Origin of the sequence: Burkholderia sp. MSMB1588, from assembly GCF_001546925.1 — a bacterium.
In the GTDB taxonomy this organism is placed as follows: Bacteria; Pseudomonadota; Gammaproteobacteria; order Burkholderiales; family Burkholderiaceae; genus Burkholderia; species Burkholderia humptydooensis.
Genome location: NZ_LNJS01000001.1, coordinates 1,973,628 through 1,999,308, shown reverse-complemented (window position 1 = coordinate 1,999,308; position 25,681 = coordinate 1,973,628). Strand labels below are relative to the sequence as shown.

Below are 25,681 nucleotides of genomic sequence, written 5' to 3'. Positions count from 1 at the left end.
CGTCGGTCCGGACGAAGACGAACGCCCCCCGCCTCCGCTCCCGCCTATTGCTTGCGTCGCTGATTGGTGTACGCCAATCGGCTCCAGGGAGATGAGCCCGAAGATGTCGTGGCGTACTGGTACAGGTCCATTTGCCGGGGGCCGCTGACGATTCCACCCACCACCGCCTCTCCCAGATTGTCGCGTCCGTATGTGCTCGGGGCGGGGCCTTCAAGATACTTGGATAGATTCCACAGGTTGTCGCGTTGGCCCGCGCGATGAAGATAGGCAATCGCTTGATCGGTGCCGATCTCCCAATCCTCCATCCATTCGTCGCTCGACATTCTGGGCCAGAACTGCTCGACCTCGACTGGCGCATCGATGTGCCAGACGGGGCCGCCGCTGGCGGCGAATACTTTGCAACCAGTCAGGTAGTAGGTGAAGAACAGCATGCCCGTGGTCGAGATCGATCCGGGTTGCAGTGTTTGCAGTTCGCCTTGCTTCCACGGTAGCCACAGTATTTTCGCCGGTTCGCCTTGATTGCCCGAATCGAGATCTATCCTTACGCCGCCTTTCGTCGAGTGAAGAAATACATTCAAGGTGCCCGGCGATTTCTGATTGAGAGCCTGATCGAATTCGATAGTGAGGGTGCCGCCTGTTTTCATTGCCTGGCGAATCTGGGTTTCGAGTGAGTTTGGCATGGTCGTACGTCCTTTCGATGAAACGGCGATTTGCAGAGCGGGCGGGAAGTCGGGTCAGCGCACGCCGCCGAAAGCCGGTAGCGGCGTCGATCGGTTTGATGACATGAGTCTGCGAACCGTTGCGGAGCGAGAAACGTCTCCTGCCGAAACGCAATTCTTCGAGTGTAGTTTGTCCGGCACATTGGACCTTCTCCGAAACGATGGGGGGATGCCGAGTGGTCGATGTGCTCGACTGGGTAGAATGACCGTATTTCCACCGGGATCAAGAGGGCTGCGATGAAAACCTGCGAACAGTTCTACATCGGCGGCACGTGGCGCCCGAGCGCGGGCAAGGGCACGATCGACGTGATCGACTCCGGCACCGAGGCCGTGATCGGCCGCATTCCCGAAGGCGCCGCCGAAGACGCGAAAGCGGCCGTCGCCGCCGCGCGCGCGGCGTTCGACGACTGGGCCGCGACGCCGCCCGCCGAGCGCGCCCGCTATCTGCACAGGATCACCGACAACCTGAAGGCGCGCAGCGAGGAACTCGCGCAATCGATCACGGGCGAAGTCGGCATGCCGATCAAGCTGTCGCGCGCGATCCAGGTCGGAGGCCCGATCTACAACTGGGGTGCGTATGCGAAGCTCGCCGAGACCTTCGCGTTCGAGGAACAGGTCGGCAATTCGCTCGTCGTGCGCGAGCCCGTCGGCGTCGTCGCGGCGATCACGCCGTGGAACTACCCGCTCAACCAGATCACGCTGAAGGTCGCCGCCGCGCTCGCGGCCGGCTGCACGGTCGCGCTGAAGCCGTCCGAAGTCGCGCCGCTCAATGCGTTCATCCTCGCCGAAGCGATTCACGACGCGGGGCTGCCCGCCGGCGTGTTCAATCTCGTGTGCGGCTACGGGCCCGTCGTCGGCGAGGCGCTCGCGAGCGACCCCGATGTCGACATGGTGTCGTTCACCGGCTCGACGCGCGCGGGCAAGCGCGTCGCCGAGCTCGCCGCGGCCGGCGTGAAGCGCGTCGCGCTCGAGCTGGGCGGCAAGTCGGCGTCGGTGATTCTCGACGACGCCGACTTCGCGGCCGCGGTGAAGGGCACGGTGTCCGCGTGCTATCTGAATGCAGGCCAGACGTGCTCCGCGCACACGCGGATGCTCGTGCCGGAATCGCGCTACGAAGAAGCGCGCGACCTCGCGAAGGCCGCGGCGCAAACCTATGTCGCGGGCGATCCGCGCGACGATGCGACGCGGCTCGGCGCGCTGGCGTCGTCAGTCCAGCAAAAGCGCGTGCAGGATTATATCCGGCGCGGCATCGACGAAGGCGCGGAGCTCGTCACGGGCGGCCTCGGCATGCCGGAAGGCATTGCGCGCGGCTTCTTCGTGAAGCCGACCGTGTTCGGGCGCGTGGAGCCCGGCGCGACGATCGCGCAGGAGGAAATCTTCGGCCCGGTGCTGTCGATCATCACGTATCGCGACGAAGACGATGCAGTGCGGATCGCGAACGATTCGCCGTACGGCCTCGGCGGCGCGGTGTGGTCGGGCAGCGACGAGCGCGCGATGCGCGTCGCGCGCCGCATTCGCACGGGGCAGGTCGACATCAACGGCGGCGCCTGGAACATGGCCGCGCCGTTCGGCGGTTTCAAGCAGTCGGGGATCGGCCGCGAGAACGGCACGTATGGGCTCGACGAATATCTCGAATACAAATCGATGCAACTGCGGCCGAAGAAGGGCGCGTAACGAGCGCGTGAAGCGCGCGCGAAGGACGCATAAGCACACATCGAGCGCGCCTCTTTTTGTGACGACACGGCACGCGTCCATGCGCACGCGTGCCGTTTTTCTTGACGACGGTCAAAGCGTTTCGCCGGCAATCGCCGATCATCGAATTTTTTCTGCTGTATCGAGAGGTTGCGATGATCGGTCCCATTCCCTTTCCGCCGCTCAGGATCCGTGGCCGCTCGCTGTTGCCCGTCGTGCAGGGCGGGATGGGCGTCGGTATCTCCGCGCATCGGCTCGCCGGAAGCGTCGCGCGCGAAGGCGCGCTCGGCACGATCGCGAGCATCGACTTGCGCCATCACCATACCGACCTGATCGAGCGCTGCAGGCTGCACCCCGATCGCGAGACGATGGAGGCTGCGAATCTCGAGGCGCTCGCGCGCGAGATCCAGCGCGCGAAGACGTGGAGCGAGGGCCGCGGCATGATCGCGGTCAACGTGATGAAGGCGGTGCGCTCGCACACGGACTACGTGCGCATCGCGTGCGAATTCGGCGCGGACGCGATCGTGATGGGCGCAGGGTTGCCGCTCGATCTGCCGGACATGACGCAGGGGCACGATATCGCGCTGATCCCGATCCTGTCGGACAGCCGCGGCATCGCGCTCGTGCTGAAGAAGTGGATGAAGAAAGGGCGCGTGCCCGATGCGATCGTGATCGAGCATCCGGCGCATGCGGGCGGCCATCTCGGCGTGACGAGCCTCGACGACATGGACGATCCGCGCTTCGAATTCGCGCGCGTCATCGACGAAACCCGGCAGACGTTCGTGTCGCTCGGCCTCGAGCGCGAACGCATTCCGCTCGTCGTCGCGGGCGGCATCAACAGCCACGAGACGGTGCGCGCGGCGCTCGCCGAAGGCGCGGACGGCGTGCAGGTGGGCACGCCGTTCGCTGTCACGGAGGAGGGCGATGCGCATCCGAATTTCAAGCGCGTGCTCGCGAACGCGCAGCCGGACGACATCGTCGAATTCGTCAGTGTCACGGGGCTGCCCGCGCGTGCGGTGAAGACGCCGTGGCTCGAGCGCTATCTGCGGCACGAGGCGCGCATCCGCGCGAAGATCGGCGCGCTCAAGCAGCGCTGCCCGTCCGCGCTCGAATGCCTGACGGTGTGCGGTTTGCGCGACGGCATCGAGCGCTTCGGTCACTTCTGCATCGATACGCGTCTTGCCGCCGCGCTGCGCGGCGACGTCGCGAACGGGCTGTTCTTCCGCGGCCGCGAGTCGTTGCCGTTCGGGCAGGCGATTCGCAGCGTGCGCGATCTGCTCGACCTGCTGCTCACGGGCGCCGCGCCCGAGGCTGCGGCAAACCGTCCCACTTTCTCGCTGTCGTGATGCTTGATGTCGGTCAATATAAGTAGGGAACCATCCCCGGAGAATGAAGCCTGTTCTTAGGGGGTCCTTATGATGCGTTGTCAAACAATCCGTACTTGCACCACCGCTATCGCCTGCGCAGCCGGTCTTGCGATGATTCCGTCGCTATCGCATGCGGCTTCGCCCGGGGAGGGCATCAATCAAGGCGACATCATCGCGCGCGTTCGCGGGATCAGCATCATGCCGGACGAGCGCACGAGCAATACGCTGTCGGCGCTGAACGTCGGCGTGAACAACGCGATCGTCCCCGAGCTCGACTTCACGTACATGATTCGCGATTACCTCGGCGTCGAGCTGATCCTCGGCACATCGCGGCATCAGATCACGTCGTCGCTCGGCGATCTCGGCGGCGTCGGCGTGCTGCCGCCGACGCTGCTGCTGCAGTACCACTTCAATCACGCCGGCAAGGTGCGTCCGTATGTCGGCGCGGGCATCAACTACACGTTGTTCTACAACAACGGACTGCACGCGGGCGGCGAGGGGATCGGGATCAACAACCACAGCTTCGGTCCCGCGCTGCAGTTCGGCGTCGACGTGCAGGTGACGAAGAAAGTGTTCGTCAACGTCGACGTGAAGAAGATCTGGATGCACACCGATGCGACGCTCGGCGGCCAGCCGCTCGGCCGGCTGAACATCGATCCGCTCATCGTGGGCGTCGGTGTCGGGATGAAGTTCTAGGAATCGGCGGAATCGAAAAGTGTTGGGGTTGGCGGCACGGCTTCATGCGTGCCGTCCTTTTTTTTGCTCCGATCGTTTCGGCATGCTGATCGAATGCGCATGCGCATACTCTGCAACCGCCGCGCGTTGCGAGTGGACAGCACTACAGCTTGTCGTACTGGAAGCGCATCGCGGTGCCTTCGCGCGTGATGCGCTCCCATACCGCCTGCTTCTCGGCGTCCGTCATGAACACCCAGTTCGCGACTTCGAGCGCCGTGCGACCGCAGCCTTTGCAGACTTCGTCGAAGAGCGTCGAGCAGACGCCGATGCAGGGGCTGTCGGGTTTGTCGTGAAGATTCGAGGTCATCGGAGCATGGAATTCGGTGATCGCCGCGCGAGCGGCAAGCCGTTATGTTAAAGCATGCGCGCGAAACGCCTGGCGCGGTCGATCGGGGCGGCCCGGAAGGAGGAGGCGTGGCGCGCCGAGGCGCATGATGCGTGCGAGCGTCGCTGCGGTTTTTCAATCGAACGGGTGAATGGCCGGGTGAATGGCTGGGTGAATTGCCGCCGCCGTCGCTGCTGCCGGCGCGCGAGCCGTGCGCCAATTTCTTCCGCTCACTCCGCCGCAACGACCTGCCAGACGAGCGCCCCGTTCAGCAGCAGGATCACGGCGGCGCACACCCACGCGGCCGCGAGCGGCAAGCCGCGGACTCGCCAGTTTCCCATCAGCGCGCGGCTCGACGCGAATACGACGAGCGGAACCATCGCGAGCGGCAATTGCAGGCTCAGCACGACCTGGCTCGCGACAAGCAGTTGATTCGATCCGTGCTGCCCGAACAGGCCGACCGCGGCGAGCGCGGGGCCGATCGCGAGCGCGCGGGTGAGGAGCGCGCGCTGCCAGCGCGGCAGCGTGAGCTTCAGGAAGCCTTCCATGATCGCCTGGCCGGCGAGCGTGCCCGTCACCGTCGCCGACAGCCCGCACGCGAGCAGCGCGGCCGCGAACAGCAGCCCTGCCCAGCGGTTGCCGACGAGCGGCGCGATGAGCCGGTGCGCGTCGGCGAGATCGGTGACGTCGTCGTGGCCGCTCGCATGGAACACCGCCGCCGCGACGATGAGAAGCGCCGCGTTGATCACGAATGCGAACCCGAGCGACACGAACGTATCGAGATTGACGCCGAACAGCGCGCGCCGGATCGACTGCTCGTCGCGCTCGCTCGCATGGTGCTTGACGAGCATCGAGTGCAGGTAAAGGTTGTGCGGCATCACGGTCGCGCCGAGGATGCCGGCCGAGAGCCACAGCATGCCGGGCTCGCGCAGCAGCCGCGGCGGCGGCGCGGCGCCCGCGAGCGCCGCGTGCCAGTCGGGCCGGGCGAGCGCGACTTCGATCACGAAGCACAAGCCGACGAAGAAGATGAGTGACGCGATCGCCGCTTCGAGCGTGCGCCGGCCGCGCCGCTCGAGCGCGAGCATCGCGAGCGTGCCGACCGCCGACACGAGCACGCCCGCCGTCAGCGATACGCCGAAGAGCATCTGCAGCGCGACCGCCGCGCCGACGACCTCCGCGACGTCGCACGCGATGATCGCGATCTCGGCGGCGATCCACAGCAGCACGGTGACGCGCGGGTCGAAGCGCTCGCGGCACAGTTGCGCGAGGTCGCGCCCGGACACGACGCCGATCCGCGCGGCGAGCCATTGCAGCAGCATCGCCATCAGGCTCGCGGCGATCACGATGCCGAGGAGCGCGTAGCCGTAGCCTGCGCCGCCCGCGAGCGCGGTCGCCCAGTTGCCGGGGTCCATGTAGCCGACGGCGACGAGCACGCCCGCGCCGACGAACGCGACCCAGCGGCGGCCGCCGCCCGGCCCGCCGGAGGCGGACGGGCGGCGCGGCGGCGTGCAGCGGGCGGCAAGCGGGCGACTGTTCATGATGGCGGTTCGGCGAACGGTTCGCTGCGCACGGCCGGGCGGCGGGCGCGGCGTTCGGACGGGCCGGTGCGCGTCCTCCTATCCGGAATGACGAACGGGCACCGCCTGAATTTAGGGTAGGTGATCCGTTCGGCCCGGGCGGGCCTTTTTCCCGGATGGACACGCGCCGATAACCCGATAAAATTGCGCCCACCCGCTGCGTGGCGGTGGCCCCGCGCTGTGCAATTGAAAAGCGCAAATGTGTTCCGTTTGTACGACAACGGCGGGAAATTTTTGTGGTGGGGCCGGATTAGTGGTAGCTTTCGGGGTTTTCAAGGGGGCGGCGCGAAACGGGAAACAAGCGCCGCCGCAGTGGCGAGGCTGACGACGATCGAATCGGTTCGATCAGGGAGAACGGGATGAAGGCAAAGGTGGCGGGCCGGTTGACGGCACTTGCGCTCTGCGCGGGCGCAACGGTGGCGGCGGCAAAGGATACGCAGCTCAACGTCTATAACTGGTCGGACTACATTGCGAAGGACACGATCCCGAACTTCGAGAAGCAGACGGGCGTCAAGGTCCGCTACGACAACTACGACAGCGACGACACGCTGCAGGCGAAGCTGCTGACCGGCAACTCGGGCTACGACATCGTCGTGCCGACGAGCAACTACGCGGGCAAGCAGATCCAGGCCGGCATCTTCGCGCCGCTCGACAAATCGAAGCTTCCGAACCTCAAATATCTCGACGCGCAACTGATGGCGCTCGTCGCGGGCGCCGATCCGGGCAACAAGTACGTGGTGCCCTGGGCATACGGCACGACGGGCCTCGGCTACAACGTCGACAAGGCGCAGAAGATCCTCGGCAAGGTGCCGCTCGACAACTGGGACATCCTGTTCAAGCCGGAGAACATCTCGAAGCTGAAGGCGTGCGGCGTGTCGGTGCTCGACGCGCCCGACCAGATGTTCGCGGCGACGCTCCACTACATCGGCAAGGACCCGATGAGTACGAACCCGGCCGACTACCAGGCCGCGATGCAGGTGCTCAAGAAGATCCGCCCGTACATCACGCAGTTCAATTCGTCGGGCTACATCAACGACATGGTCGGCGGCGACATCTGCTTCGCGTTCGGCTGGTCGGGCGACGTCGTGATCGCGAAGCACCGCGCGCTCGAGGCGAAGAAGCCGTACAGGGTCGAGTACTATGTGCCGAAGGGCGGCGCGCCCGTGTGGTTCGACGTGATGGCGATCCCGAAGGACGCGAAGAACAAGGACGCCGCGCTGCAGTGGATCAACTACATCGAGGATCCGAAGGTTCACGCGGCGATCACGAACGCCGTCTACTACCCGAGTGCGAACGCGCAAGCGCGCAAGTACGTGCGCCCGGACGTCGCGAACGACCCGGCCGTGTACCCGCATCCGGACGTCGTGAAGACGCTGTTCCTGCTCAAGCCGCTGCCGCCCGAGATCCAGCGCCTGCAGACGCGTCTCTGGACCGAGCTGAAATCGGGACGCTGACGCGAAGCGCGCAGCATCGCAGCAAACCTGAGAAGCCCCTGGTGCCCCCGGGGGCTTTGTTCGTCAAACGTAGGAGCACGGCAGCACATCATGAATAGTCAGTCGGGCGTGGCAGTGGCGGGCGCGCCGTCCTATCGGCCTCAGGCGGGCGCCGACGAGCGCGCCGAAAACTTTGTCCAGATCATCGACGTCGTCAAGAAGTTCGGCGAGACCGTCGCGGTGCGCAACGTCGACCTGACCGTGCGCAAGGGAGAGCTGTTCGCGCTCCTCGGCAGCTCCGGCTGCGGGAAGTCCACGCTGCTGCGCATGCTCGCCGGCCTCGAGACGATCACCTCCGGCAAGATCCTGATCGACGGCGAGGACCTCGCGCAGATGCCGCCGTACAAGCGGCCCGTGAACATGATGTTCCAGTCGTATGCGCTGTTCCCGCACATGACGGTCGAGGCGAACGTCGCATTCGGCCTCAAGCAGGAAGGCGTGCCGAAGGCCGAGCTGAAGGAGCGCGTGCGCGACGCGCTCGAGCTCGTGCAGATGGCCCGCTATGCGGGCCGCAAGCCGCATCAGTTGTCGGGCGGCCAGCAGCAGCGGGTCGCGCTCGCGCGCTCGCTCGTCAAGCGGCCGAAGCTGCTGTTGCTCGACGAGCCGATGTCGGCGCTCGACAAGCAGATCCGCCAGCGCACGCAGATCGAGCTCGTCAACATCCTCGAGAAGGTCGGCGTCACCTGCATCATGGTCACGCACGACCAGGAGGAGGCGATGACGATGGCGGGCCGGCTCGCCGTGATGAGCGAAGGCCAGATCGTGCAGATCGGCACGCCGCATGAAGTCTACGAATATCCGAACTGCCGCTTCTCCGCGGAGTTCATCGGCTCGACGAACCTGTTCGAGGGCGTGACCGTCGAGGACGAGCCGGATCACGTGTTCATCGAATCGCCGGATCTGTCGTGCCGGCTGTACGTGAACCACGGGATCACGGGCCCGCTCGGGATGCCGGTCGCGGTGTCGGTGCGCCCGGAGCGCATCGCGCTCACGCGCAAGCCCGCCGACGGCGCGTACAACTGGGGGCGCGGCGTCGTCACGAACGTTGCGTACATGGGCGGCTATTCGCTGTATCACGTCAAGCTCGATTCCGGGAAGACGGTGATCGCGAACGTGTCGAGCCTCGCGATCGCCGATCTCGATTCGCCCGGCTGGGGCGATGAAATCTACGTGCGCTGGAGCGCCGCCGCCGGCGTGGTGCTCACGTCATGAACGCGCTTTCGTCGTTCTTTGCGTGGCCGGTCAGGAAGTTCGGCCTGACGGGCCGCACGGCCGTGATCGCGGGCCCGTTCTTCTGGCTCGTGCTGTTCTTTCTCGTGCCGTTCATCCTCGTCGTCAAGATCAGCTTCGCCGAGCTGCAGCTCGGCATTCCGCCGTACACGGAGCTCACGTCGTTCGCCGACGGCGTGCTCGGCATCAAGCTGAACCTGCAGCACTACGCGTTCCTGTTCAGCGACAGCCTGTACTTCGCGACCTACGTGAACTCGGTCGTCGTCGCGGCGGTCACGACGCTGCTGTGCCTGCTGATCGGCTATCCGATGGCGTACTACATCGCGCGCTCGAACCCGGGCACGCGCAACCTGCTGATGATGGCGGTGATGCTGCCGTTCTGGACGTCGTTCCTGATCCGCGTGTACGCGTGGATCGGAATCCTGAAGAACAACGGGCTGCTGAACAACTTCCTGATGTGGACGGGGCTCATCAGCGCGCCGATCGAGCTGTACCGGACGAACGTCGGCGTCTACATCGGCATGGTCTATTCGTACCTGCCGTTCCTCGTGATGCCGCTCTACGCGCACCTCGTGAAGATGGACCTGCGCCTGCTCGAAGCCGCGTACGATCTCGGGGCGAAACCGTGGAAGGCGTTCGTGCAGATCACGCTGCCGCTGTCGAGGAACGGGATCATCGCGGGCTGCCTGCTCGTGTTCATTCCGGCCGTCGGCGAGTACGTGATTCCGGAACTGCTCGGCGGCGCGAACACGCTGATGATCGGCCGCGTGATGTGGAACGAGTTCTTCAACAACGCGGACTGGCCGATGGCGTCGGCCGTGACCTGCGCGATGGTGCTGCTGCTCCTCGTGCCGATGGCGATGTTCCAGCACTTCCAGGCGAAGGAGCAGGAGGGCCGCCGCCGATGAGGCCGAATCGCTATCTGCAGGTGCTGATGCTCGCGATCGGCTTCGCTTTCCTCTATATCCCGATCGCGAGCCTCGTCGTCTATTCGTTCAACGAGTCGAAGCTCGTCACCGTCTGGTCAGGCTTCTCGACGCGCTGGTATGCGGCGCTCGTCGAGGACGACGAGCTGATCGCGGCCGCGTGGCTGTCGCTGAAGATCGCGGTGATGACCGCGTTCGCGTCGGTGTTCATCGGCACGTGGGCGGGCTTCGTGCTCGCGCGGATGGGCCGCTTTCGCGGCTTCGCGCTCTACAGCGGGATGATCAACGCGCCGCTCGTGATTCCCGAGGTGATCCAGGGCATCTCGCTGCTGCTGCTGTTCATCGAGCTCGGCAAGTGGTTCGGGTGGCCCGCCGGCCGCGGGATGTTCACGATCTGGCTCGGCCATGTGATGCTGTGCATCTCGTATGTCGCGATCATCGTGCAGTCGCGCGTGCGCGAGCTGAACCCGTCGCTCGAGGAGGCCGCGCTCGATCTCGGCGCGACGCCGTTCCGGGTGTTCTTCTCGATCACGCTGCCGCTGATCTCGCAGGCGCTCGTGTCGGGCTGGCTGCTGTCGTTCACGCTGTCGATCGACGATCTGGTGCTGTCCGCGTTCCTGTCCGGGCCCGGCTCGACGACGCTGCCGCTCGTCGTGTTCTCGCGCGTGCGCCTCGGCCTCAATCCGGAGATGAACGCGCTCGCGACGCTCTTCATCGTCGCCGTGACGATCGGCGTCGTGGGGGCGAACTACGTGATGCAGCGTCAGGAAAGAAAGAGGATGGCCGAAGCCGTCTGACGCGGCCGGCACGCTCCGGCTTTTGCCGCGCCGCGTGCGCCGCGCGCGGCGTCAGAAGCCGAGCGCCGCTTTCGCGAGCAGCCCGGCCGCGACGCACACGAGCGCGGCCGCAAAGCCCATCTGCACGTGCCGCGCGGACACGAAGCGCGACACCCAGCGCCCGGCCGCCATGCCGAGCGCCGTCGTCACGGTGAACCACAACGTGACGTCGAGCGGCGCGGGCGTGCCGCTCACGATCGTCGCGATCACGCCGCCCGTGCCGACGAGCGCGATCACCATCAGCGACGTCGCGACGATGCCGTGCATCGTCACGTTCGTGAACTTGCGCAGCATCGGCACAATCACGAAGCCGCCGCCGACGCCGAGCAGGCCCGTCATCAGCCCCGTGAGCGCGCCCGTCGACGCGAGCGCGATGCCGGCCGGCCAGGACCAGACGAGGCGCCCCGTATCCGGGTTGATGCGGCCGACGCACAGCGGCGAGCGGGCCGGCTCGCCTGCGGCATGCGCGAGCGCGTGGCGCAACAGGCGCACCGCGACGATCAGCATCACGAGCGCGAAGAGCGCGAGCAGCACGCGCTGCGGGAGCACGTGCGCGAGGCGCACGCCGAGCGCCGTCAGCGGCACGCCGGCCGCGGCCATCAGGAACGCCGCGCGATAGCGCACAAGCCCGCGCCGAAAGCCTTCGAGCGCGCCGAGCGCGGCGCTGCCCGCGACCGCGACGAGCGCGACGGGCGTCGCCTGCTGCATCGGCCAGCCCATTCCGACAACGAGCGCGGGCACGGCGAGAATGCCGCCGCCCGCCCCCGTCAATCCCAGCACCGCGCCGACGATGCTGCCCAGCACCAGGGAAATCAGCATGCTTCGTTGTTCCGGACGAGGGTCATCGAAGGGCGGCGATCAGCCGACGATCTCGGGCTTCGCGAGCCATTCGCGGCCCTTGAGCATCGCCTGCCAGTAGAGCGGCGGCAGCAGCCGCTCCTTGAGCAGCCACGCGAGCCGTGACGGGCGCTTGCCGTCGATGAGCCATGCGGGGAAGGTCGGCGCGACCTTCCCGCCGTACAGGAACTCGGCGAGCACGATCTTGCCGCGCTCGACGGTCAGCGGGCACGAGCCGTAGCCGTCGTAGGTCGCGTCGCCGTGGGCCTTGCCGAGCGCGGCGAGCACGTTGTGCGCGACGACGGGCGCCTGCTTGCGCGCGGCGGCCGCGGTCTTCGCGTTCGTCGTGTTCGTCACGTCGCCGAGCGCGAACACGTCCGCGTGGCGCCGGTGGCGCAGCGTCGCCGGATCGACGTCGATCCAGCCGGCCGCGTCGGCGAGCGGGCTCGCGCGCACGAAATCGGGCGCCTTCTGCGGCGGCACGACGTGGATCATGTCGAATTCGCGCATGACGGTCTCGGCGCCGCCTTCCGGCAGCGTGCGCGCGAACGTCGCGCGCTTGCGCTCGCCGTCGATCGCGATCAGGTTGTGGCCGAAATTCAGCGCGATGTCGTAGCGCTTCACGTATTCCATCAGCGCCGGCACGTAATCGGCGACGCCGAAGAGCGCCGCGCCCGCATTGAAGAACTCGATGTCGATGGTGTCGAGGCGTTTCGTGCGCCGCCAGTGGTCGGCCGACAGATACATCGCCTTTTGCGGCGCGCCCGCGCACTTGATCGGCATCGGCGGCTGCGTGAACAGCGCGCGGCGGCCGGCGAACGCGCGCACGAGCTGCCACGTGTACGGCGCGAGATCGTAGCGATAGTTCGACGTGACGCCGTTCTTGCCGAGCGTCTCGGGCAGGCCTTCGATGCCGTGCCAGTCGAGCTTCAGCCCCGGGCAGACGACGAGCTGCCGGTAGCGCACGAGCCGGCAGCCGTCGAGCACGACCGTGTGCGTATCGGGCTCGAACGCGGCGACAGCGGCCTTGATCCAGTGCACGCCGCGCGGCAGCACGGCGGCCATCTGCCGCGCGGTCGTCTTCGGCTGGAACACGCCCGCGCCGACCATCGTCCAGCCGGGCTGGTAGTAATGGGTGTCGGCCGGATCGATGACGGCGATGTCGAGCGAGCGCTCGCGCGCGAGCAGGCTCGACGCGACCGCGATCCCCGCCGCGCCCGCGCCGACGATCACGATGTCGTGGCTTGCCTCGACGGTTTGCGTCGCCGCGCTCTGGCTGCGCTGCATGATCCGGCGGCCGAGCGCGGCGAGGTCGTAGCCGGCCGCGCGGCCCGTGGCGACGATGTCGTTCAGCGGACGCAGGCCCGCCTGCGACAGCCCCCACAGCGTCGCCGAGCGCATGCCGGTGCGGCAGTACGCGAGCGCGGGCGAGGCGAGCGTGCCGAGCAGCGCGCCGAACTGCTCGCCTTGCGAATCGGTGACTTTGCCCGAGTCGACGGGCAGATAGTGGACCGCGATGCCGAACGGCTTCGCGGCCGCGTCGATCTCGGCGACGGTCGGCTGGTCCGGGCCTTCGCCGTCCGGCCGGTTGCAGACGATCGAGAGAAAGCCGGCCTGCGCGATCGCGGGCAGATCGGCGGCGACGAGCTGGGGAGAGACCGACAGCGTGTCGGTCAGCTTGCGGATTTCCATGGTTGGCGTGTCGTATGTGTCGTGTCGTCGTTGGGGCGGGCAGGCTCAGATCGCGTCGAGCGGGATCTTCAGGTAGCGCACGCCGTTGTCCTCGGGCTCGGGCAGGCGTCCCGCGCGCATGTTGACCTGCACCGAAGGCAGCATCAGCACCGGCATGTCGAGCGTCGAATCGCGCACGGTGCGCATCGCGACGAAATCGTCCTCGGTGACGCCGTCGTGGATGTGCACGTTCTCGCGCCGCTCGTCGGCGACGGTGCTCGCGTACTGGACCGCGCGGCCGTTCGGCTGATAGTCGTGGCACATGTACAGGCGCGTCTCGGGCGGCAGGCTCAGCACCTTGCGGATCGACCGGTACAGCGTGCGCGCGTCGCCACCGGGGAAGTCGCAGCGCGCGGTGCCGTAGTCGGGCATGAAGAGCGTGTCGCCGACGAAGGCGGCCATCTCGTGCGCCTCGTGCGCCTCGTGCGCCTCGTGCGCGTGGGGTGCGTCATGTCGTGCCGCTCGCCCTTCGGCGACGACGTAGGTCATGCATGCGGGCGTGTGGCCCGGCGTGTGCATCGCGCGAATCGAGAGCGCGCCGAGCGCGAGCGTGTCGCCATCGTCGAGCAGGCGATCGAACTGGCGGCCGTCGCGCGAGAACGCGGGCCCCGCGTTGAACAGCGCGCCGAACACATCCTGCACGCGCGTCACGTGGCGCCCGATCGCGATCTCGCCGCCGATCTGCGCCTTCAGGTATGGCGCGGCCGACAGATGGTCGGCGTGCACGTGCGTTTCGAGCAGCCAGCGCACGCGCGCGCCGAGCGCCGCGACGCGCGCGATCAGTTGGTCCGCGCTCGCGGTGCGCGTGCGGCCGGATTTCGGATCGTAGTCGAGCACGCTGTCTATCAGCGCACATTCGCCGCTGCCGGAATCGAGCAGCAGATAGCTGATGGTGCACGTCGCCGGGTCGAAAAAGCCTTCGACGGTCATCGTGGACGCTGTTGTCACGAGGTTTCTCCTGGAGCCGATTCATCGAGATGGCGATCGTTCGAACAAGAACCGTGCCAAGCCGACAGCATTGCCGATCGCCGGGCGCAGGTACTTGATTCAAATCGTGTTTTGTTTCGATGCAGCGCACTGCGCGCCGCCGCGCGGACGGTATTCGTCCCGGTTCGCTGCCATGATTGGCAGTTCGATGGCAGAATTGGCAGTCAGCGTGGCCGCTGGCCGCGCAGCCGGAGCTCAACGCATGGATCAGCACGACGTCATCCCGATCGTTCCAGTCTCGCCGCCCGACGTGAGCGGGCTCGTGTCGTACCTCGAGCAGGACCCGCAGCCGATGATCGTGCTCGATCCGTCGTACCGGGTCCTCGCCGCGAACGCCGCGTATCAGCGGCAGTTCGGGATCGCCGGTGAGGCGCACGTCGGGCGGCGCTGCTATCAGGTGTCGCATCGCTACGACGTGCCGTGCGACCAGGCGGGCGAGCACTGCCCGATGAAGCAGGCGGCCGAATCGCGCAGCCTGAACCGCGTGCTGCACATCCATCACACGCCGCGCGGGCCCGAGCACGTCGACGTCGAGCTGCGGCCGATCTTCGATGCGCGCGGCGCGGTGATCGCGTACGTCGAGCGGCTGACGACCGTGCGCAGCGCGTCGGCGAAGCCGAGCGGCGAGGGGCTCGTCGGCGGCTCGGACGCGTTCAACGCGGCGCTGTCCGCGCTGCAGCGGGTCGCGCCGGCGATGCTGCCCGTGCTGCTGCTCGGCGAATCGGGCACGGGCAAGGAGCTGTTCGCGCGTGCGCTGCACGAGGCGAGCTCGCGCGCGATGGGGCCGTTCGTCGTCGTCGATTGTTCGGGGATCGCCGAGACGCTGTTCGAAAGCGAGCTGTTCGGCTACGAGAAGGGGGCGTTCACCGGCGCGGCCGCGCGCAAGCCCGGCCTCGTCGAGACCGCGCAGGGCGGCACGCTGTTCCTCGACGAAATCGGCGACGTGCCGCTGTCGATGCAGGTGAAGCTGCTGCGCCTCATCGAATCGGGGACGTTCCGGCGGGTGGGCGGCGTCGAGGTGCTGCGCGCGGATTTCCGGCTCGTCGCGGCGACCCACAAGCCGCTCAAGGCGATGATCGGCGACGGCCGGTTCCGGCCGGATCTGTACTACCGGATCAGCGCGTATCCGATCCCGCTGCCCGCGGTGCGCGAGCGGCCGGGCGACATGCCGCTCCTCGTCGATTCGATCCTGCGCCGGATCGCGGCGCTCGGGCCTGTGGCCGGGCAGCGCTTCACCGTTGCGCCCGACGCACTCGCGCGGCTCGAAGCGTATGCATGGCCGGGCAATATCCGCGAGCTGCGCAACGTGCTCGATCGCGCATGCCTGCTCGCGGACGACGGCGTGATTCGCATCGAGCATCTGCCCGACGAGGTCGCGCGCGCGGGCGATGCGTGCGCGGAGCCGGGCGCAGAGCCTGGCGCGCCGGCGAAGCTGTCCGACGACGAGCTCGCGCGGATCGCGCGCGCGTTCGGCGGCACGCGGCGCGCGCTCGCCGAGTGCGTCGGGATGAGCGAGCGCACGCTGTACCGGCGGCTGCGCGCGCTCGGGATCGCGACGCGGGACGCGTGAAAGCGGCCCGCGCCGCTCGTCGCTTGCGATGCGATACACGAATCGCGACAAATAATAAAATTTCTACAATCATTAATGATTGTTTTACGATAAAAACAACGCTAGAATCCGAGCCGTGATCCCCATCGTCGAGGAATTCCCATGCACTCCGATCGTGTCGCCCGTCTCAGCCAGCGGATGGCTGCCGTCACCCTCTGCTTCATCGTCGCGATGATGCTGCTCAACGCCGCGTGCTGGGCGTTTCCGTCGCTGAACGCGGTGAAATCGGGCGCGGGTCTCGAATTCGGCCTGACCGATTCGCTGATCGCGGGCCTGAACGCCGACGTCGCCGCGTTTCCGTGGTGGCAGAAGGCGGGCGGCATCGTGCTGTCGAGCGTGCCGCTCGTCGCGCTCGCGAGCGGCCTGCGTCATCTGCGCGAGCTGTTTCGCACGTATGCGCGCCGCGAATACTTCTCGGCCGAGGCCGCCCGCCATCTCGGCAAGACGGGGCGCGCGGTCGGCGCGTGGGTCGTGCTGAGCGTGCTGTGCGAGCCGCTCCTGAGCGTGTGGGCGACGATGCGCGAGCCCGTCGGGCATCGCGTCGTCACGCTGGGCTTCGGCCTGCCGTACGTCGTCGCGCTGTTCACCGCGGCCTGCATCGCGGTCATCGCGCACATCCTGCAGCACGCGAGCGAGCTCGACGCCGAGCACCGGCAGTTCGTCTGAGGCGCGCGCCATGCCGATCATCGTCAAGCTCGACGTGATGCTCGCGATCCGCAAGGTCCGCTCGAAGGATCTTGCCGTGGCCGTCGGCATCACCGAGCAGAATCTGTCGCTGCTCAAGCAGGGCAAGGTCAAAGGCATCCGTTTCGCGACGCTCGAGGCGATCTGCCGGCATCTCGATTGTCAGCCCGGCGATCTGCTGACATTCGAAGACGAGCCGGGCGCCGATGCGGGGTGACGCGGCACACGGGCAGCCGGCGGGCGGGATCGTCAGCGTCGTCAGCGACTCCGGACTTCGAACCGGCGCTGCGGCGCGGGCTCGATCCGCGCGCCGGCGACGAACATGAGCAGGCTGAGCAGCGCGACGAAGCCCATGCCGTAGAACATCGCGCCGCCGCCGTAATGCAGCAGCACGAGGCCGCCTAGCCAGGGGCCGAGCAGGTTGCCGACGTTGCCGAGCGAATGCGCGCCGTAGTAGATACCGCGCATCGGCTCCGGCGTGATGCTGTCGAGGACCGCGTATTCCGACGGAATGAGCAGCACTTCGCCCCATGTGAAGACGACCATCGATGCGACGAGCGCGGTCATGTTCGGCGAATTCGCGAAGCCGGCGGCGCCGATCGCGAGCAGGATCGCGCCGAGCGTGAGCGACGCGAACGGCCCGCGCCGCTCGCCGATGCGGTTCAGCAGCGGCTGGCTCGCGACGACCGTGACCGCGTTCGTGCTCATCAGCCACGCGAACATCTCGAGTCCGTCGTCGAACGCGCCGATCAGGTATTGCGAGAACGTGACCGACATTTCGCCGTGCACGGCGATCGCGAGCATGCTGCCCGCGGTGAAGAGAACGAGGCGCCGGTCGGCCCCGACGATGCGCAGCTTCACGGCGAGCGGCAGGCCGGACGCCGCTGCTTCGTGCGGCGCACGGCGACGCGCGAGCCGGGCCGTGGCGGCATGGATGGCGATCGAGAACAGCAGGTAGACCGCGCCCGTGACGAGAAACACGGGCGACTTGTCGAGCAGGCCGAGCGACGCGCCGGCGAGCGGCCCGATCGCGAAGCCGACGTTGATCGCCACGTAGCGTCGCGCGAACGCGCGCAGCCGCTGTTCGGGCGGGAGACTGTCGCTGAGGGCCGCCTTCGAGACCGGCTCGTAGAACGCGCTCGCGAGATTGATGAAGAGGTTGACGGCGAAGACCTGCCACGCATTGGCCGCGAAATGAAGCGCGACGAACGACACGCTTGATGCGAGCAGGCAGCCCGTCAGCACCTTGCGCCGGCCGAGCACGTCGGACAGATGGCCGCCGAAGAAGCCGCCGAGCGTGCCGACGAGCGCGCCCGAGCCGAGCAGCAGGCCGATCGTCGCCGCGTCGAGCCTCATCCGTTCGTGCAGATAGATGGCGAGAAACGGCAGGCTCATCGCGCGGGCCATCACGACGAAGCCGGTGCCGACAATGAGCAGCCAGACGAGGCGCAGTTGTTCGATGCGCCGTTTTGGGAATGCCTGTCGTTCTTGCATTGGTCGTTCTTGCATGATTGTGTGATGGGGCGGCAGGAGCGGGAAGGGAACCGCAAGCCGCATTGTTGCCGCCCGTCAGCGCGCCTGCGCGAGATTGCGCATCGCGTCGCGGATGAAGTCGAGCAGCGTCTCGTCGGCCCACGTGCCCGCCAGCAGCTCGGGGTCGGTCGTCTGCGCCCGGATGAACTTCGCCTGCGTGTCGGGATCGTCGCCCGCGTAGCTGCGGAACAACTCGCGCCAGCGCCGCGCGAGCGCGCGCCCCTCCGGCGAAGCGGGCGACGCGCCCGCATCGATCGCATCGCGCACGTCGGCCATCAGTTGCGGCCACTCCATCGCGTGCTTGCCGTAGTTCGCGCGCATGAAGCGGGCTTCGTCGGGCGACAGGTGGCGCTCGTAGATCCGCATCTTCGTTTCCGCAAACGCGCGCAGCACGTAATCGCGCAGCGCGGGCGAGATGCCGATGTGCGCCTGCATCGACGGCTCGCGCTCGTGCATCAGATTCAGCTTCGCGAGGAAGCGCGGGTCGCCGTTCGTGTCGCGCACGAGCATCGTCATCCAGCGGATCGACAGCGCGCGCACGCGCTCGTCCTCGGGCGCGACGCCCGCGTCCATCAGCGCGCGCACGTCGTCGACGAGAGCCGTCCATTCCGGGGCCGGTGCATGGCCGTTGCGGTACATCGGCAGGCGCGCGAGTTCCTCTTCGGAAAAATAATGGTCGTACACGGTCATTAACTCCAGGGTGTTGAGCCAGTCGGCCAGCTCGGGCTGCGCACCGTCGACGAGATCGCGCCGCAATTGCGCGAGGCGCTCGCGCAGCCGCGCCGCCTGCTCGATCTGCCGGTCGAGCATCGCGATCTGCCGCGCGACGATCGACGTGAGCGGCGTGCCGGGCTGGGCCAGGTAGGCGCCGACGTCGGCGAGCGCGAGGCCGAAACGGCGCAGCGCCTGGATCTGGTGGAGCCGGGCGATGTCGCTGCGGTCGTACAGCCGATAGCCGTTGTCGGCGCGCGCGGAAGGTTTGAGCAGGCCGATCGCGTCGTAGTGGTGCAGCGTGCGGACCGTCAGTCCGCTGTGTTTCGCCAGTTCTCCGATCTTGAGCAGCATCCTTGGCCTCCGTTTCATGCGCACCGTGGAGGATGAAACCTTACGCTACGTGAGGGTCAAGCGGAATCGGCGGCCGAGGCGGCCGAGGCCGCGCAACGGACGCAACGGGCGCGGGAGCGGCGCGAAAGAAGCGTGTGGACGGAGGAGGCGGGGCGAATCGTGCGGCCGCCGCGTGCGATGCGCGGTGCGCTTGATCGTTCGATTCGTTCGACGCGAGCGCCGCGGGTTGCGCCGCGCGCGGCGTTTGCGCGCGCGCGCGAATTTCACGAGGGACGGTGCGGCGCAGCGCGAAACATGGCGAAGCGCGCATCCGGGCGCGCTTCGCGCCAGTCCGCGAGTGCATCGAACCTGGCCCGGCCGGCCACGCGGTGCGCGCCCGCCGCGCTTATTGCGCGGCGGCCTGCGTGCGCAACGCGCGTTCGGCGCTCGCCGCCGCGTGCGCGTCGACGGTGGCCGGCGCTGCGCTTGCGGTCTCCGAGGCCTGGATCTTGCCGACCGCGTCGACGTTGCCGGGCGCGCTCGCCCCGCTCGCGCGCGCCGCGTCCTTCGCGTCCTTGCCGTCGTCGGTCGGCGTGCCCATCGCCTGAAAAAGCCGCGCGGTATCGACGAGCCGCGCGCCCGTCGCGCGGATCTCGTCGAGCCGCGCGTTGCGGTACTGCTGTTCGCTCGCGCGCGCGGCCGATGGCGGCAGCGCGCCGAGCCGCACGCGCGCCGCGGTGTCGTCGAACGCGCCGCGCGCGGCGACGGCCGAGCGGTTCGACGCGTCGAGCGCGCCCGCGTCGTTGTCGAGCGCGGCGAGCCTGTCGGCGACGTCCTGGAACGCGGCGAGCACCGTCTGCCTGTACTGGTCGACGGCCACGTCGTAGGTCGCGCGCGCCGCGCGGCGCTGCGCGAGCAGCGCGCCGCCGTGGAAGAGCGGCTGCGTGAGCGATGCGCCGACGCTCCAGATCGCGCCCGCTCCCGACAACATCGCGGGCCAGTTGAAGCCCGCGTGCCCCATCGACGCCGACAGCGACAGTTGCGGGAACATCTGCGCGGTTGCGACGCCGACTTCGGCCGCGGCCGCCTGCAATCCGGCTTCGGCGGCGCGGATGTCGGGCCGCGTCTGCAGCAGCGTCGACGGCACGACGACGGGTACGTCCTGCGGCAGCCGCATGTCGGCGAGCGCGAGATCGGCGGGCGCCGCGTCCGGCGTGCGGCCGAGCAGCACGGCGAGCGCGTGGCGCGTCGTCTGCCACTGCTGGCGCAGCGCGGGCAGGCTCGCCTCGAGCGCCGCCGCGCTCTGCTGCGCGTTCAGCATGTCGGTGCGCGACGCCGCGCCGAGCCGATGGCGCGCGGCCGCGTCGTTCGCCTGCTCGCGCGCGAGCGTGACGAGCCGCTCGGTCGTCGCGACCTGCTCGGCGAGCGCGGCCGACGTGACGGCGGCCGTGACGATGTTCGCGGCGAGCGCGCGCCGCGTGGATTCGAGCTGGTACGCGTTCATGTCGACGCGCTTCGCCAGCGCGCGGTTCGCGAAGCGCGCGGCGCCGAACAGGTCGAGCGTGTAGCTCGCCTGCAACTGGCCCGCGAACACGTTGTAGAGCACCGTCTGCGGGCCGAACGTCGGCACGCCGAGCGCGCGCTGGCGCGTCGCCTGGCCGCCCGCGTCGATCGACGGCAGCAGCGAGCCGCCGATCTGCGCGCGCAACTGCTCGCGCGCGGCGCTCAGGCTCTTTTCGGCGGCGGCGAGCGTCGGGCTGTTGCGCAGACCCTCGTCGACGAGTGCGTCGAGCGCGGGCGACCGGTAGCGCTTCCACCAGTCGGGCACCGGCTGCGCGCCGATGTCGAAGCGCTGCGCGACCCCTTGTGCGGCGGCCGTGCGCTCGGGCAGCGGCGTTGCGCCGTAATGCGCGGGCGACGGCATCGCGGGCGGCGCGTCGCTCGGTGCGAACAGCGAGCAGCCGGCCGTCGCGCCCGCCAGCGCGAGCGCGGCGGTCAGGGCGCTCGCGCGCGGCGCGACGCGGGCCGCGATCGGCAGCAGGGACGGCAACGAAGGAATCGAAACGCGCATGGTCAGGCTCCCGAAGGCGTGGCGGGCGGCTCCGGATCGCGCTCGTCCGGCTTCACGCGGAACCACGCGGCATAGAGCGCCGGCAGGAAGAAGAGCGTGAGCACGGTCGCGCTCGTGATGCCGCCCATCAGCGCGGTCGCCATCGGGCCGAAGAAGTTCGAGCGCAACAGCGGAATCAGCGCGAGCACGGCGGCCGCGGCCGTCAGCGTGATCGGCCGGAAGCGCCGCACGGTCGCGCCGACGATCGCGTCGAAGCGGCCGTGCCCGGCGGCGATGTCCTGCTCGATCTGGTCGACGAGAATCACCGAGTTGCGCATGATGATCCCGAACATCGCGATCACGCCGAGCATCGCGACGAAGCCGAACGGCTTGCCGAACAGGAGCAGCGTGCCGACGACGCCGATCATCCCGAGCGGCGCGGTCAACACGACCATCAGCACGCGCGAGAAGCTCTGCAACTGGATCATCAGGAGCGTGAGCACGGCGATCACCATCAGCGGCATCTGCGCGTTGATCGACGTCTGGCCCTTCGCGCTTTCCTCGACGGAGCCGCCGATCTCGATCCGGTAGCCGACGGGCAACTGCGCGCGCAGCGCGTCGAGCTTCGCGTTGATCGCATGCGTGACGTCGATCCCTTGCGCGCCCGCCGTCACGTCGGACTGCACGGTGATCGTCGGCTGGCGGTCGCGCTCCCAGACGACGCCGTACTCGAGCGTGTCGTGGAAGCGCCCGAGCGAGCCGAGCGGCACGGGGCCGCCCGGCGTCGGCATCGCGAGGCTCGCGAGATTCGCCGGGTCGACGCGCTGCGCGCGCGGCGCGCGCAGATCGACGGCGATCAGCTTGTCGCGCTCGCGGTATTGCGTGACCGTCGTGCCGGACAGCGTCATCGCGAGGAAGCTCGCGACGTCCTGCGAGCTTACGTTCAGCTCGCGCGCCTTGTGCTGGTCGAGCTCGAAGCGCACCGAGCGCTCGGCGGGCTCGTCCCAGTCGAACTGGACGTTGGTCGCGCGTGCGTCGGCGCGCATCGTCGCCGCGACCTTCTCCGAGATCGCGCGCACGCTCGCGATGCTGTCGCCGCTCACGCGGAACTGCACCGGATAGCCGACGGGCGGGCCGTTCTCGAGCCGCGAGATCCGCGTGCGCACCGCCGGGAACTGGTCGCGCAGCACGCTCGCGAGCCAGGCCGAGAGCTTCTCGCGTTGCTCGACCGATTTCGCGGTGATCACGAACTGGGCGAAGTTCGGCAATTGCAGTTGCTGATCGAGCGGCAGGTAGAAGCGCGGCGCGCCGGAGCCGACGAAGTTCACCGCGTGATCGATCTCCGGCCGTTTCTCGATCAGCTTCTCGAAGCGCTCGGCCTGCTTGAGCGTCGCGTCGAACGACGCGCCTTCGGGCAGCCGCAGGTCGACGAGCAGCTCGGGGCGGTCCGAGCTCGGGAAGAACTGCTGCGGCACGAGCGAGAAGCCCGCGAGCGCGACGACGAACAGCGCGATCGTGATCGCGAGCACGACGAAGCGCCGCTCGATGCACCACTTGATCCACACGCGCAGCCGCGTGTAGAAGCGCGTGTCGTAGATGTCGTGGCCGTGCTCGTGGCCGTGCGCGGCGTCGGGCGCGTGCGGCGCGCCGCCTGCGGCGTGTTTCGACGGATGCTTGCGCTCGGGCAGCATGTGGTAGCCGAGGAGGGGGATCAGCACGACCGCCGCGAACCACGACGCGATCAGCGCGATCGCCGACACCTCGAAGATCGAGCGCGTGTATTCGCCCGTGCTCGACTTCGCGAGCGCGATCGGCAGAAAGCCGGACACCGTGACGAGCGTGCCCGTGAGCATCGGAAACGCGGTGCTCGTGTACGCGAACGCGGCGGCGCGCGCGCGGCTGAAGCCCTGTTCGAGCTTCACGGCCATCATCTCGACCGCGATGATCGCGTCGTCGACGAGCAGGCCGAGCGCGAGCACGAGCGTGCCGAGCGACACCTTGTGCAGCCCGATGTCGAACAGATACATGAAGAGCGCGGTGACGGCGAGCACGACGGGGATCGAGATCACGACGACCATCCCGGTGCGCAGGCCGAGCGACACGAGGCTCACGATCAGCACGATCGCGACCGCCTCGGCGACCGCCTCGAGGAAGTCGTCGACCGAGCGCGACACCGCGTGCGGCATGCTCGACACTTCGGTGAGCTTGAGGCCCGCCGGCAGTTGCGCCTGCAGCGCCTTCGAGCTCGCGTCGAGCGCCTTGCCGAGCCGGATCACGTCGCCGCCCGGCTGCATCGTGACGCCGATGCCGAGCACCGCGCGGCCGTTCGATCGCATCTGCGTGACGGGCGGGTCGTCGTAGCCGCGCTTGATCGTCGCGAGGTCGCCCAACCGGAACGTGCGGCCGTTCACGCGGATCAGCGTGTCGGCGATCGCGTCGACGCTCTCGTACTGGCCGCTCGGCCGGATGAACACGCGATCGTGCGTGGCCGTGAGCACGCCCGGCGACGACACGTCGTTCTGCGCGTTGATCGCCTGCGCGATCTGCTGCGGCGAGATCCCGAGCCGCGCAAGCCGCGTGTTGTCGATCTCGACGAAGATCCGCTGGTCGGGGTCGCCGAAGTAGTCGACCTTCGCGACGCCCGGCACGCGCAGCAGCACGACGCGCAACTGGTCCGCGTAGTCGTGCAGTTGCGCGGGCGAGAAGCCGTCGCCTTCGAGCGTGTAGATGTTCGTGTAGACGTCGCCGAATTCGTCGTTGAAGAACGGGCCCTGGACGCCGGGCGGCAGCGTCATCGAGATGTCGCCCACCTTCTTGCGCGCCTGGTACCAGGTTTCCGGCACGTCCTTCACGGGCGCCGAATCCTTCATCGCGAAGAAAAGCAGCGATTCGCCGGGCCGCGAGTAGCTGCGCAGATAGTCGATCGCGGGCATTTCCTGCAGCTTGCGGCCGATCCGGTCGGTGACCTGCTCCTGCACCTGGCGCGCGGTCGCGCCGGGCCAGAACGTGCGGATCACCATCACGCGGAACGTGAACGGCGGGTCTTCCGATTGCGCGAGACGCGAGTAGGCGAGGATGCCCGCGATCGTCGCGAGCGCGATCAGGTAGATGACGAGCGCCTGATGACGCAGCGCCCACGCGGACAGGTTGAAGCGTCCGCCTTCTTCTCGGCCCGCCGTCATGACGCGACATCCTCCGGGTGCAGCGGCGGCACCGCGCGCACCTTCTCGCCCGCGCTCACCGTGTGCACGCCTTGCAGCACGACGCGCTCGCCCGGCTGGATTCCGCCCGACACGGTCACCGTGCGCTCGTTGTAGCGGACGATGTCGACGCGGCGCAGCTCGAGCGTGTCGTCCTGCTTGCGCACGACCCACAGCGCGGGCGCGTTGCCCGCGTGGAAGAGCGCCGTCGACGGCAGCGTGAAGCGCGTCTGCGCGCTCGCGTTGTCCGATGCGTCGGACGAGAACGCGACGTTCGCGGTCATCCCGAGCCGCACCGCGGCGTCGGGCTGCGCGAGCGTGAGCTTCACGCGGTACGTGCGGCTTTGCGGATCGGCGGCGGGCGCGATCTCGCGCACGCGCGCGTCGAACGCGCGGCCGGGCAGCGCCGGCAGCGTGACGCGCGCCGCGTGGCCCGGCGTGAGGAGGGGCAGCTCGCTTTCCGGCGCGTCGGTGACGACGTCGACGTCGCCCGACCACGCGAGCTGATAGACCGGCTGGCCGGCGGACACGTTCTGCCCGGTGTCGGCCTGCTCGGCGGTGATGTAGCCCGCGTGATCGGCGACGAGCGTCGCGTACTGCAACTGGTTCTTCGCGAGCGCGAGCTGCTGCGCGGCCTGGTCGCGCTGCGCGCGCGCGGACGCGTAGGCGTTCTCGGTCTGCTCGAGCTGGGCGGGCGCGATCAGGCTCTCGCGCGACTGCGCGCGGTCGCGCTCGAGCTGCTGCTGCGCGAACGTGAGCGCGTGCGTCGCGGCGTCGAGTTGCGCCTGCGCGCTCGCCGCGTTCTTCGCGACGTCGGACGTGTCGAGCAGCGCGACGATCTGACCTGGCTTCACGGCGTCGCCGAGGCGCACCTTGCGCTCGACGATCTTGCCGGCGATGCGGAACGACAGCGGCGTCGCATAGCGCGGCTGGATCTCGCCGGGCAGCGACACGGCGGCGGCGGCGCCGTCCGCCCGGGCCGGCACCGCGACGACGGGGCGCGGCGCGCTCGGCGCGGCTTCCTTGCGGTGACAGGCGGCAACGATGAGCGCGACGCCGATCAGCAGCGCGGCGCGAGAACCGGAACGATTCACGGTGACCCCTCG

Annotated in this window: 21 protein-coding genes; 10 read left to right on the top strand and 11 right to left on the bottom strand. The window is 68.3% G+C overall.

Features of this window, described 5'->3' with window-relative positions; genetic code table 11:
• Positions 1-44 precede the first annotated feature (44 nt).
• Positions 45-680 carry an eIF4A-inactivating lethal factor BLF1 gene (locus WS92_RS20775; RefSeq protein ID WP_015601377.1) on the bottom strand — a complete coding sequence of 212 codons (636 nt, stop codon included), beginning with the start codon at positions 678-680 and terminating at the stop codon, positions 45-47.
• Between the two features lie 276 nt (positions 681-956).
• Here WS92_RS20775 and WS92_RS20770 point away from each other — a divergent pair, with 276 nt between their 5' ends.
• The 3 genes from WS92_RS20770 (at position 957) to WS92_RS20760 (ending at position 4,474) form a co-directional block, all read left to right on the top strand.
• Positions 957-2,393, top strand: coding sequence for an aldehyde dehydrogenase family protein (locus tag WS92_RS20770; RefSeq protein WP_059930824.1), 1,437 nt, complete (start codon positions 957-959; stop codon positions 2,391-2,393).
• A 173-nt stretch (positions 2,394-2,566) separates the two neighbouring features.
• Positions 2,567-3,757: an NAD(P)H-dependent flavin oxidoreductase gene (locus WS92_RS20765; RefSeq protein ID WP_059930843.1), complete on the top strand. Its 1,191-nt coding sequence runs from the start codon at positions 2,567-2,569 to the stop codon at positions 3,755-3,757.
• A gap of 72 nt (positions 3,758-3,829) precedes the next feature.
• On the top strand, positions 3,830-4,474 hold the full coding sequence (locus WS92_RS20760; RefSeq protein WP_009912175.1) for an OmpW/AlkL family protein: 645 nt from the start codon (positions 3,830-3,832) through the stop codon (positions 4,472-4,474).
• 142 nt (positions 4,475-4,616) lie between these two features.
• On the opposite strand, the gene WS92_RS20755 is transcribed toward WS92_RS20760, so the two are convergent.
• Together WS92_RS20755 and WS92_RS20750 are read right to left on the bottom strand one after the other, a co-directional pair.
• Positions 4,617-4,820: a DUF1289 domain-containing protein gene (locus WS92_RS20755; protein ID WP_004191494.1), complete on the bottom strand. Its 204-nt coding sequence runs from the start codon at positions 4,818-4,820 to the stop codon at positions 4,617-4,619.
• 248 nt (positions 4,821-5,068) lie between these two features.
• Positions 5,069-6,376 (bottom strand): Nramp family divalent metal transporter, encoded by a 1,308-nt coding sequence (locus WS92_RS20750; RefSeq protein WP_059930822.1) that lies wholly within the window; start codon positions 6,374-6,376, stop codon positions 5,069-5,071.
• A 398-nt stretch (positions 6,377-6,774) separates the two neighbouring features.
• Between WS92_RS20750 and WS92_RS20745 the strand changes: the two genes are divergently transcribed.
• From WS92_RS20745 to WS92_RS20730, 4 genes are all read left to right on the top strand, one after another.
• On the top strand, positions 6,775-7,869 hold the full coding sequence (locus WS92_RS20745) for a polyamine ABC transporter substrate-binding protein (protein ID WP_009912179.1): 1,095 nt from the start codon (positions 6,775-6,777) through the stop codon (positions 7,867-7,869).
• 90 nt (positions 7,870-7,959) lie between these two features.
• Complete coding sequence (potA, locus tag WS92_RS20740) at positions 7,960-9,120, top strand: ABC transporter ATP-binding protein (protein WP_009912180.1); 1,161 nt, start codon at positions 7,960-7,962, stop codon at positions 9,118-9,120.
• Positions 9,117-10,046, top strand: a complete 930-nt coding sequence (locus tag WS92_RS20735) for an ABC transporter permease subunit (protein ID WP_006026916.1) — start codon at positions 9,117-9,119, stop codon at positions 10,044-10,046. The genes potA and WS92_RS20735 overlap by 4 nt, the downstream gene beginning before the upstream one ends.
• Positions 10,043-10,861, top strand: a complete 819-nt coding sequence (locus tag WS92_RS20730; protein ID WP_006026915.1) for an ABC transporter permease subunit — start codon at positions 10,043-10,045, stop codon at positions 10,859-10,861. Before WS92_RS20735 ends, WS92_RS20730 begins: the two co-directional genes overlap by 4 nt.
• Before the next feature lie 51 nt (positions 10,862-10,912).
• Here the strand turns inward: WS92_RS20730 and WS92_RS20725 are convergent, their stop codons facing one another.
• Genes WS92_RS20725 through WS92_RS20715 form a run of 3 tightly spaced genes read right to left on the bottom strand, consistent with a single transcriptional unit; the run spans position 10,913 to position 14,398 of the window.
• A complete protein-coding gene (locus tag WS92_RS20725) occupies positions 10,913-11,719 on the bottom strand; it encodes a sulfite exporter TauE/SafE family protein (RefSeq protein WP_015602000.1) in 807 nt (268 codons plus the stop codon).
• Between the two features lie 39 nt (positions 11,720-11,758).
• On the bottom strand, positions 11,759-13,429 hold the full coding sequence (locus tag WS92_RS20720; protein ID WP_059930820.1) for a bifunctional protein tyrosine phosphatase family protein/NAD(P)/FAD-dependent oxidoreductase: 1,671 nt from the start codon (positions 13,427-13,429) through the stop codon (positions 11,759-11,761).
• Between the two features lie 45 nt (positions 13,430-13,474).
• Positions 13,475-14,398, bottom strand: a complete 924-nt coding sequence (locus tag WS92_RS20715; RefSeq protein WP_059930818.1) for an MBL fold metallo-hydrolase — start codon at positions 14,396-14,398, stop codon at positions 13,475-13,477.
• A gap of 259 nt (positions 14,399-14,657) precedes the next feature.
• On the opposite strand from WS92_RS20715, the gene WS92_RS20710 reads away from it, so the two are divergent.
• The 3 genes from WS92_RS20710 (at position 14,658) to WS92_RS20700 (ending at position 16,965) form a co-directional block, all read left to right on the top strand.
• Positions 14,658-16,025: a sigma-54 interaction domain-containing protein gene (locus WS92_RS20710; RefSeq protein ID WP_059930816.1), complete on the top strand. Its 1,368-nt coding sequence runs from the start codon at positions 14,658-14,660 to the stop codon at positions 16,023-16,025.
• A 141-nt stretch (positions 16,026-16,166) separates the two neighbouring features.
• The gene (locus tag WS92_RS20705) at positions 16,167-16,730 is read left to right on the top strand and encodes a DUF2975 domain-containing protein (RefSeq protein ID WP_059930814.1); all 564 of its coding nucleotides are present in this window, start codon (positions 16,167-16,169) and stop codon (positions 16,728-16,730) included.
• A 10-nt stretch (positions 16,731-16,740) separates the two neighbouring features.
• Positions 16,741-16,965 (top strand): helix-turn-helix domain-containing protein, encoded by a 225-nt coding sequence (locus WS92_RS20700; protein WP_059930812.1) that lies wholly within the window; start codon positions 16,741-16,743, stop codon positions 16,963-16,965.
• 41 nt (positions 16,966-17,006) lie between these two features.
• Here WS92_RS20700 and WS92_RS20695 read toward each other — a convergent pair whose 3' ends face one another.
• The 5 genes from WS92_RS20695 to WS92_RS20670 all read right to left on the bottom strand — a co-directional run bounded on the left by WS92_RS20695 (position 17,007) and on the right by WS92_RS20670 (position 25,669).
• The gene (locus WS92_RS20695; RefSeq protein WP_059930810.1) at positions 17,007-18,242 is read right to left on the bottom strand and encodes an MDR family MFS transporter; all 1,236 of its coding nucleotides are present in this window, start codon (positions 18,240-18,242) and stop codon (positions 17,007-17,009) included.
• A gap of 75 nt (positions 18,243-18,317) precedes the next feature.
• Entirely contained in the window at positions 18,318-19,346 is a 1,029-nt protein-coding gene (locus tag WS92_RS20690) for a MerR family transcriptional regulator (protein WP_059930808.1), read from the bottom strand.
• 385 nt (positions 19,347-19,731) lie between these two features.
• A complete protein-coding gene (locus WS92_RS20680; RefSeq protein ID WP_059930804.1) occupies positions 19,732-21,396 on the bottom strand; it encodes an efflux transporter outer membrane subunit in 1,665 nt (554 codons plus the stop codon).
• Between the two features lie 2 nt (positions 21,397-21,398).
• Positions 21,399-24,557: an efflux RND transporter permease subunit gene (locus tag WS92_RS20675; protein WP_015600338.1), complete on the bottom strand. Its 3,159-nt coding sequence runs from the start codon at positions 24,555-24,557 to the stop codon at positions 21,399-21,401.
• Positions 24,554-25,669: an efflux RND transporter periplasmic adaptor subunit gene (locus WS92_RS20670; protein ID WP_059930802.1), complete on the bottom strand. Its 1,116-nt coding sequence runs from the start codon at positions 25,667-25,669 to the stop codon at positions 24,554-24,556. Before WS92_RS20670 ends, WS92_RS20675 begins: the two co-directional genes overlap by 4 nt.
• Positions 25,670-25,681: the final 12 nt, after the last annotated feature.

Coding starts and splice junctions, on each gene's coding strand:
- WS92_RS20775 (WP_015601377.1), bottom strand. CDS start 680: ATGCCAAACTCACTCGAAACCCAGATTCGCCAGGCAATGAAAACAGGC.
- WS92_RS20770 (WP_059930824.1), top strand. CDS start 957: ATGAAAACCTGCGAACAGTTCTACATCGGCGGCACGTGGCGCCCGAGC.
- WS92_RS20765 (WP_059930843.1), top strand. CDS start 2,567: ATGATCGGTCCCATTCCCTTTCCGCCGCTCAGGATCCGTGGCCGCTCG.
- WS92_RS20760 (WP_009912175.1), top strand. CDS start 3,830: ATGCGTTGTCAAACAATCCGTACTTGCACCACCGCTATCGCCTGCGCA.
- WS92_RS20755 (WP_004191494.1), bottom strand. CDS start 4,820: ATGACCTCGAATCTTCACGACAAACCCGACAGCCCCTGCATCGGCGTC.
- WS92_RS20750 (WP_059930822.1), bottom strand. CDS start 6,376: ATGAACAGTCGCCCGCTTGCCGCCCGCTGCACGCCGCCGCGCCGCCCG.
- WS92_RS20745 (WP_009912179.1), top strand. CDS start 6,775: ATGAAGGCAAAGGTGGCGGGCCGGTTGACGGCACTTGCGCTCTGCGCG.
- potA (WP_009912180.1), top strand. CDS start 7,960: ATGAATAGTCAGTCGGGCGTGGCAGTGGCGGGCGCGCCGTCCTATCGG.
- WS92_RS20735 (WP_006026916.1), top strand. CDS start 9,117: ATGAACGCGCTTTCGTCGTTCTTTGCGTGGCCGGTCAGGAAGTTCGGC.
- WS92_RS20730 (WP_006026915.1), top strand. CDS start 10,043: ATGAGGCCGAATCGCTATCTGCAGGTGCTGATGCTCGCGATCGGCTTC.
- WS92_RS20725 (WP_015602000.1), bottom strand. CDS start 11,719: ATGCTGATTTCCCTGGTGCTGGGCAGCATCGTCGGCGCGGTGCTGGGA.
- WS92_RS20720 (WP_059930820.1), bottom strand. CDS start 13,429: ATGGAAATCCGCAAGCTGACCGACACGCTGTCGGTCTCTCCCCAGCTC.
- WS92_RS20715 (WP_059930818.1), bottom strand. CDS start 14,398: ATGACCGTCGAAGGCTTTTTCGACCCGGCGACGTGCACCATCAGCTAT.
- WS92_RS20710 (WP_059930816.1), top strand. CDS start 14,658: ATGGATCAGCACGACGTCATCCCGATCGTTCCAGTCTCGCCGCCCGAC.
- WS92_RS20705 (WP_059930814.1), top strand. CDS start 16,167: ATGCACTCCGATCGTGTCGCCCGTCTCAGCCAGCGGATGGCTGCCGTC.
- WS92_RS20700 (WP_059930812.1), top strand. CDS start 16,741: ATGCCGATCATCGTCAAGCTCGACGTGATGCTCGCGATCCGCAAGGTC.
- WS92_RS20695 (WP_059930810.1), bottom strand. CDS start 18,242: ATGCAAGAACGACAGGCATTCCCAAAACGGCGCATCGAACAACTGCGC.
- WS92_RS20690 (WP_059930808.1), bottom strand. CDS start 19,346: ATGCTGCTCAAGATCGGAGAACTGGCGAAACACAGCGGACTGACGGTC.
- WS92_RS20680 (WP_059930804.1), bottom strand. CDS start 21,396: ATGCGCGTTTCGATTCCTTCGTTGCCGTCCCTGCTGCCGATCGCGGCC.
- WS92_RS20675 (WP_015600338.1), bottom strand. CDS start 24,557: ATGACGGCGGGCCGAGAAGAAGGCGGACGCTTCAACCTGTCCGCGTGG.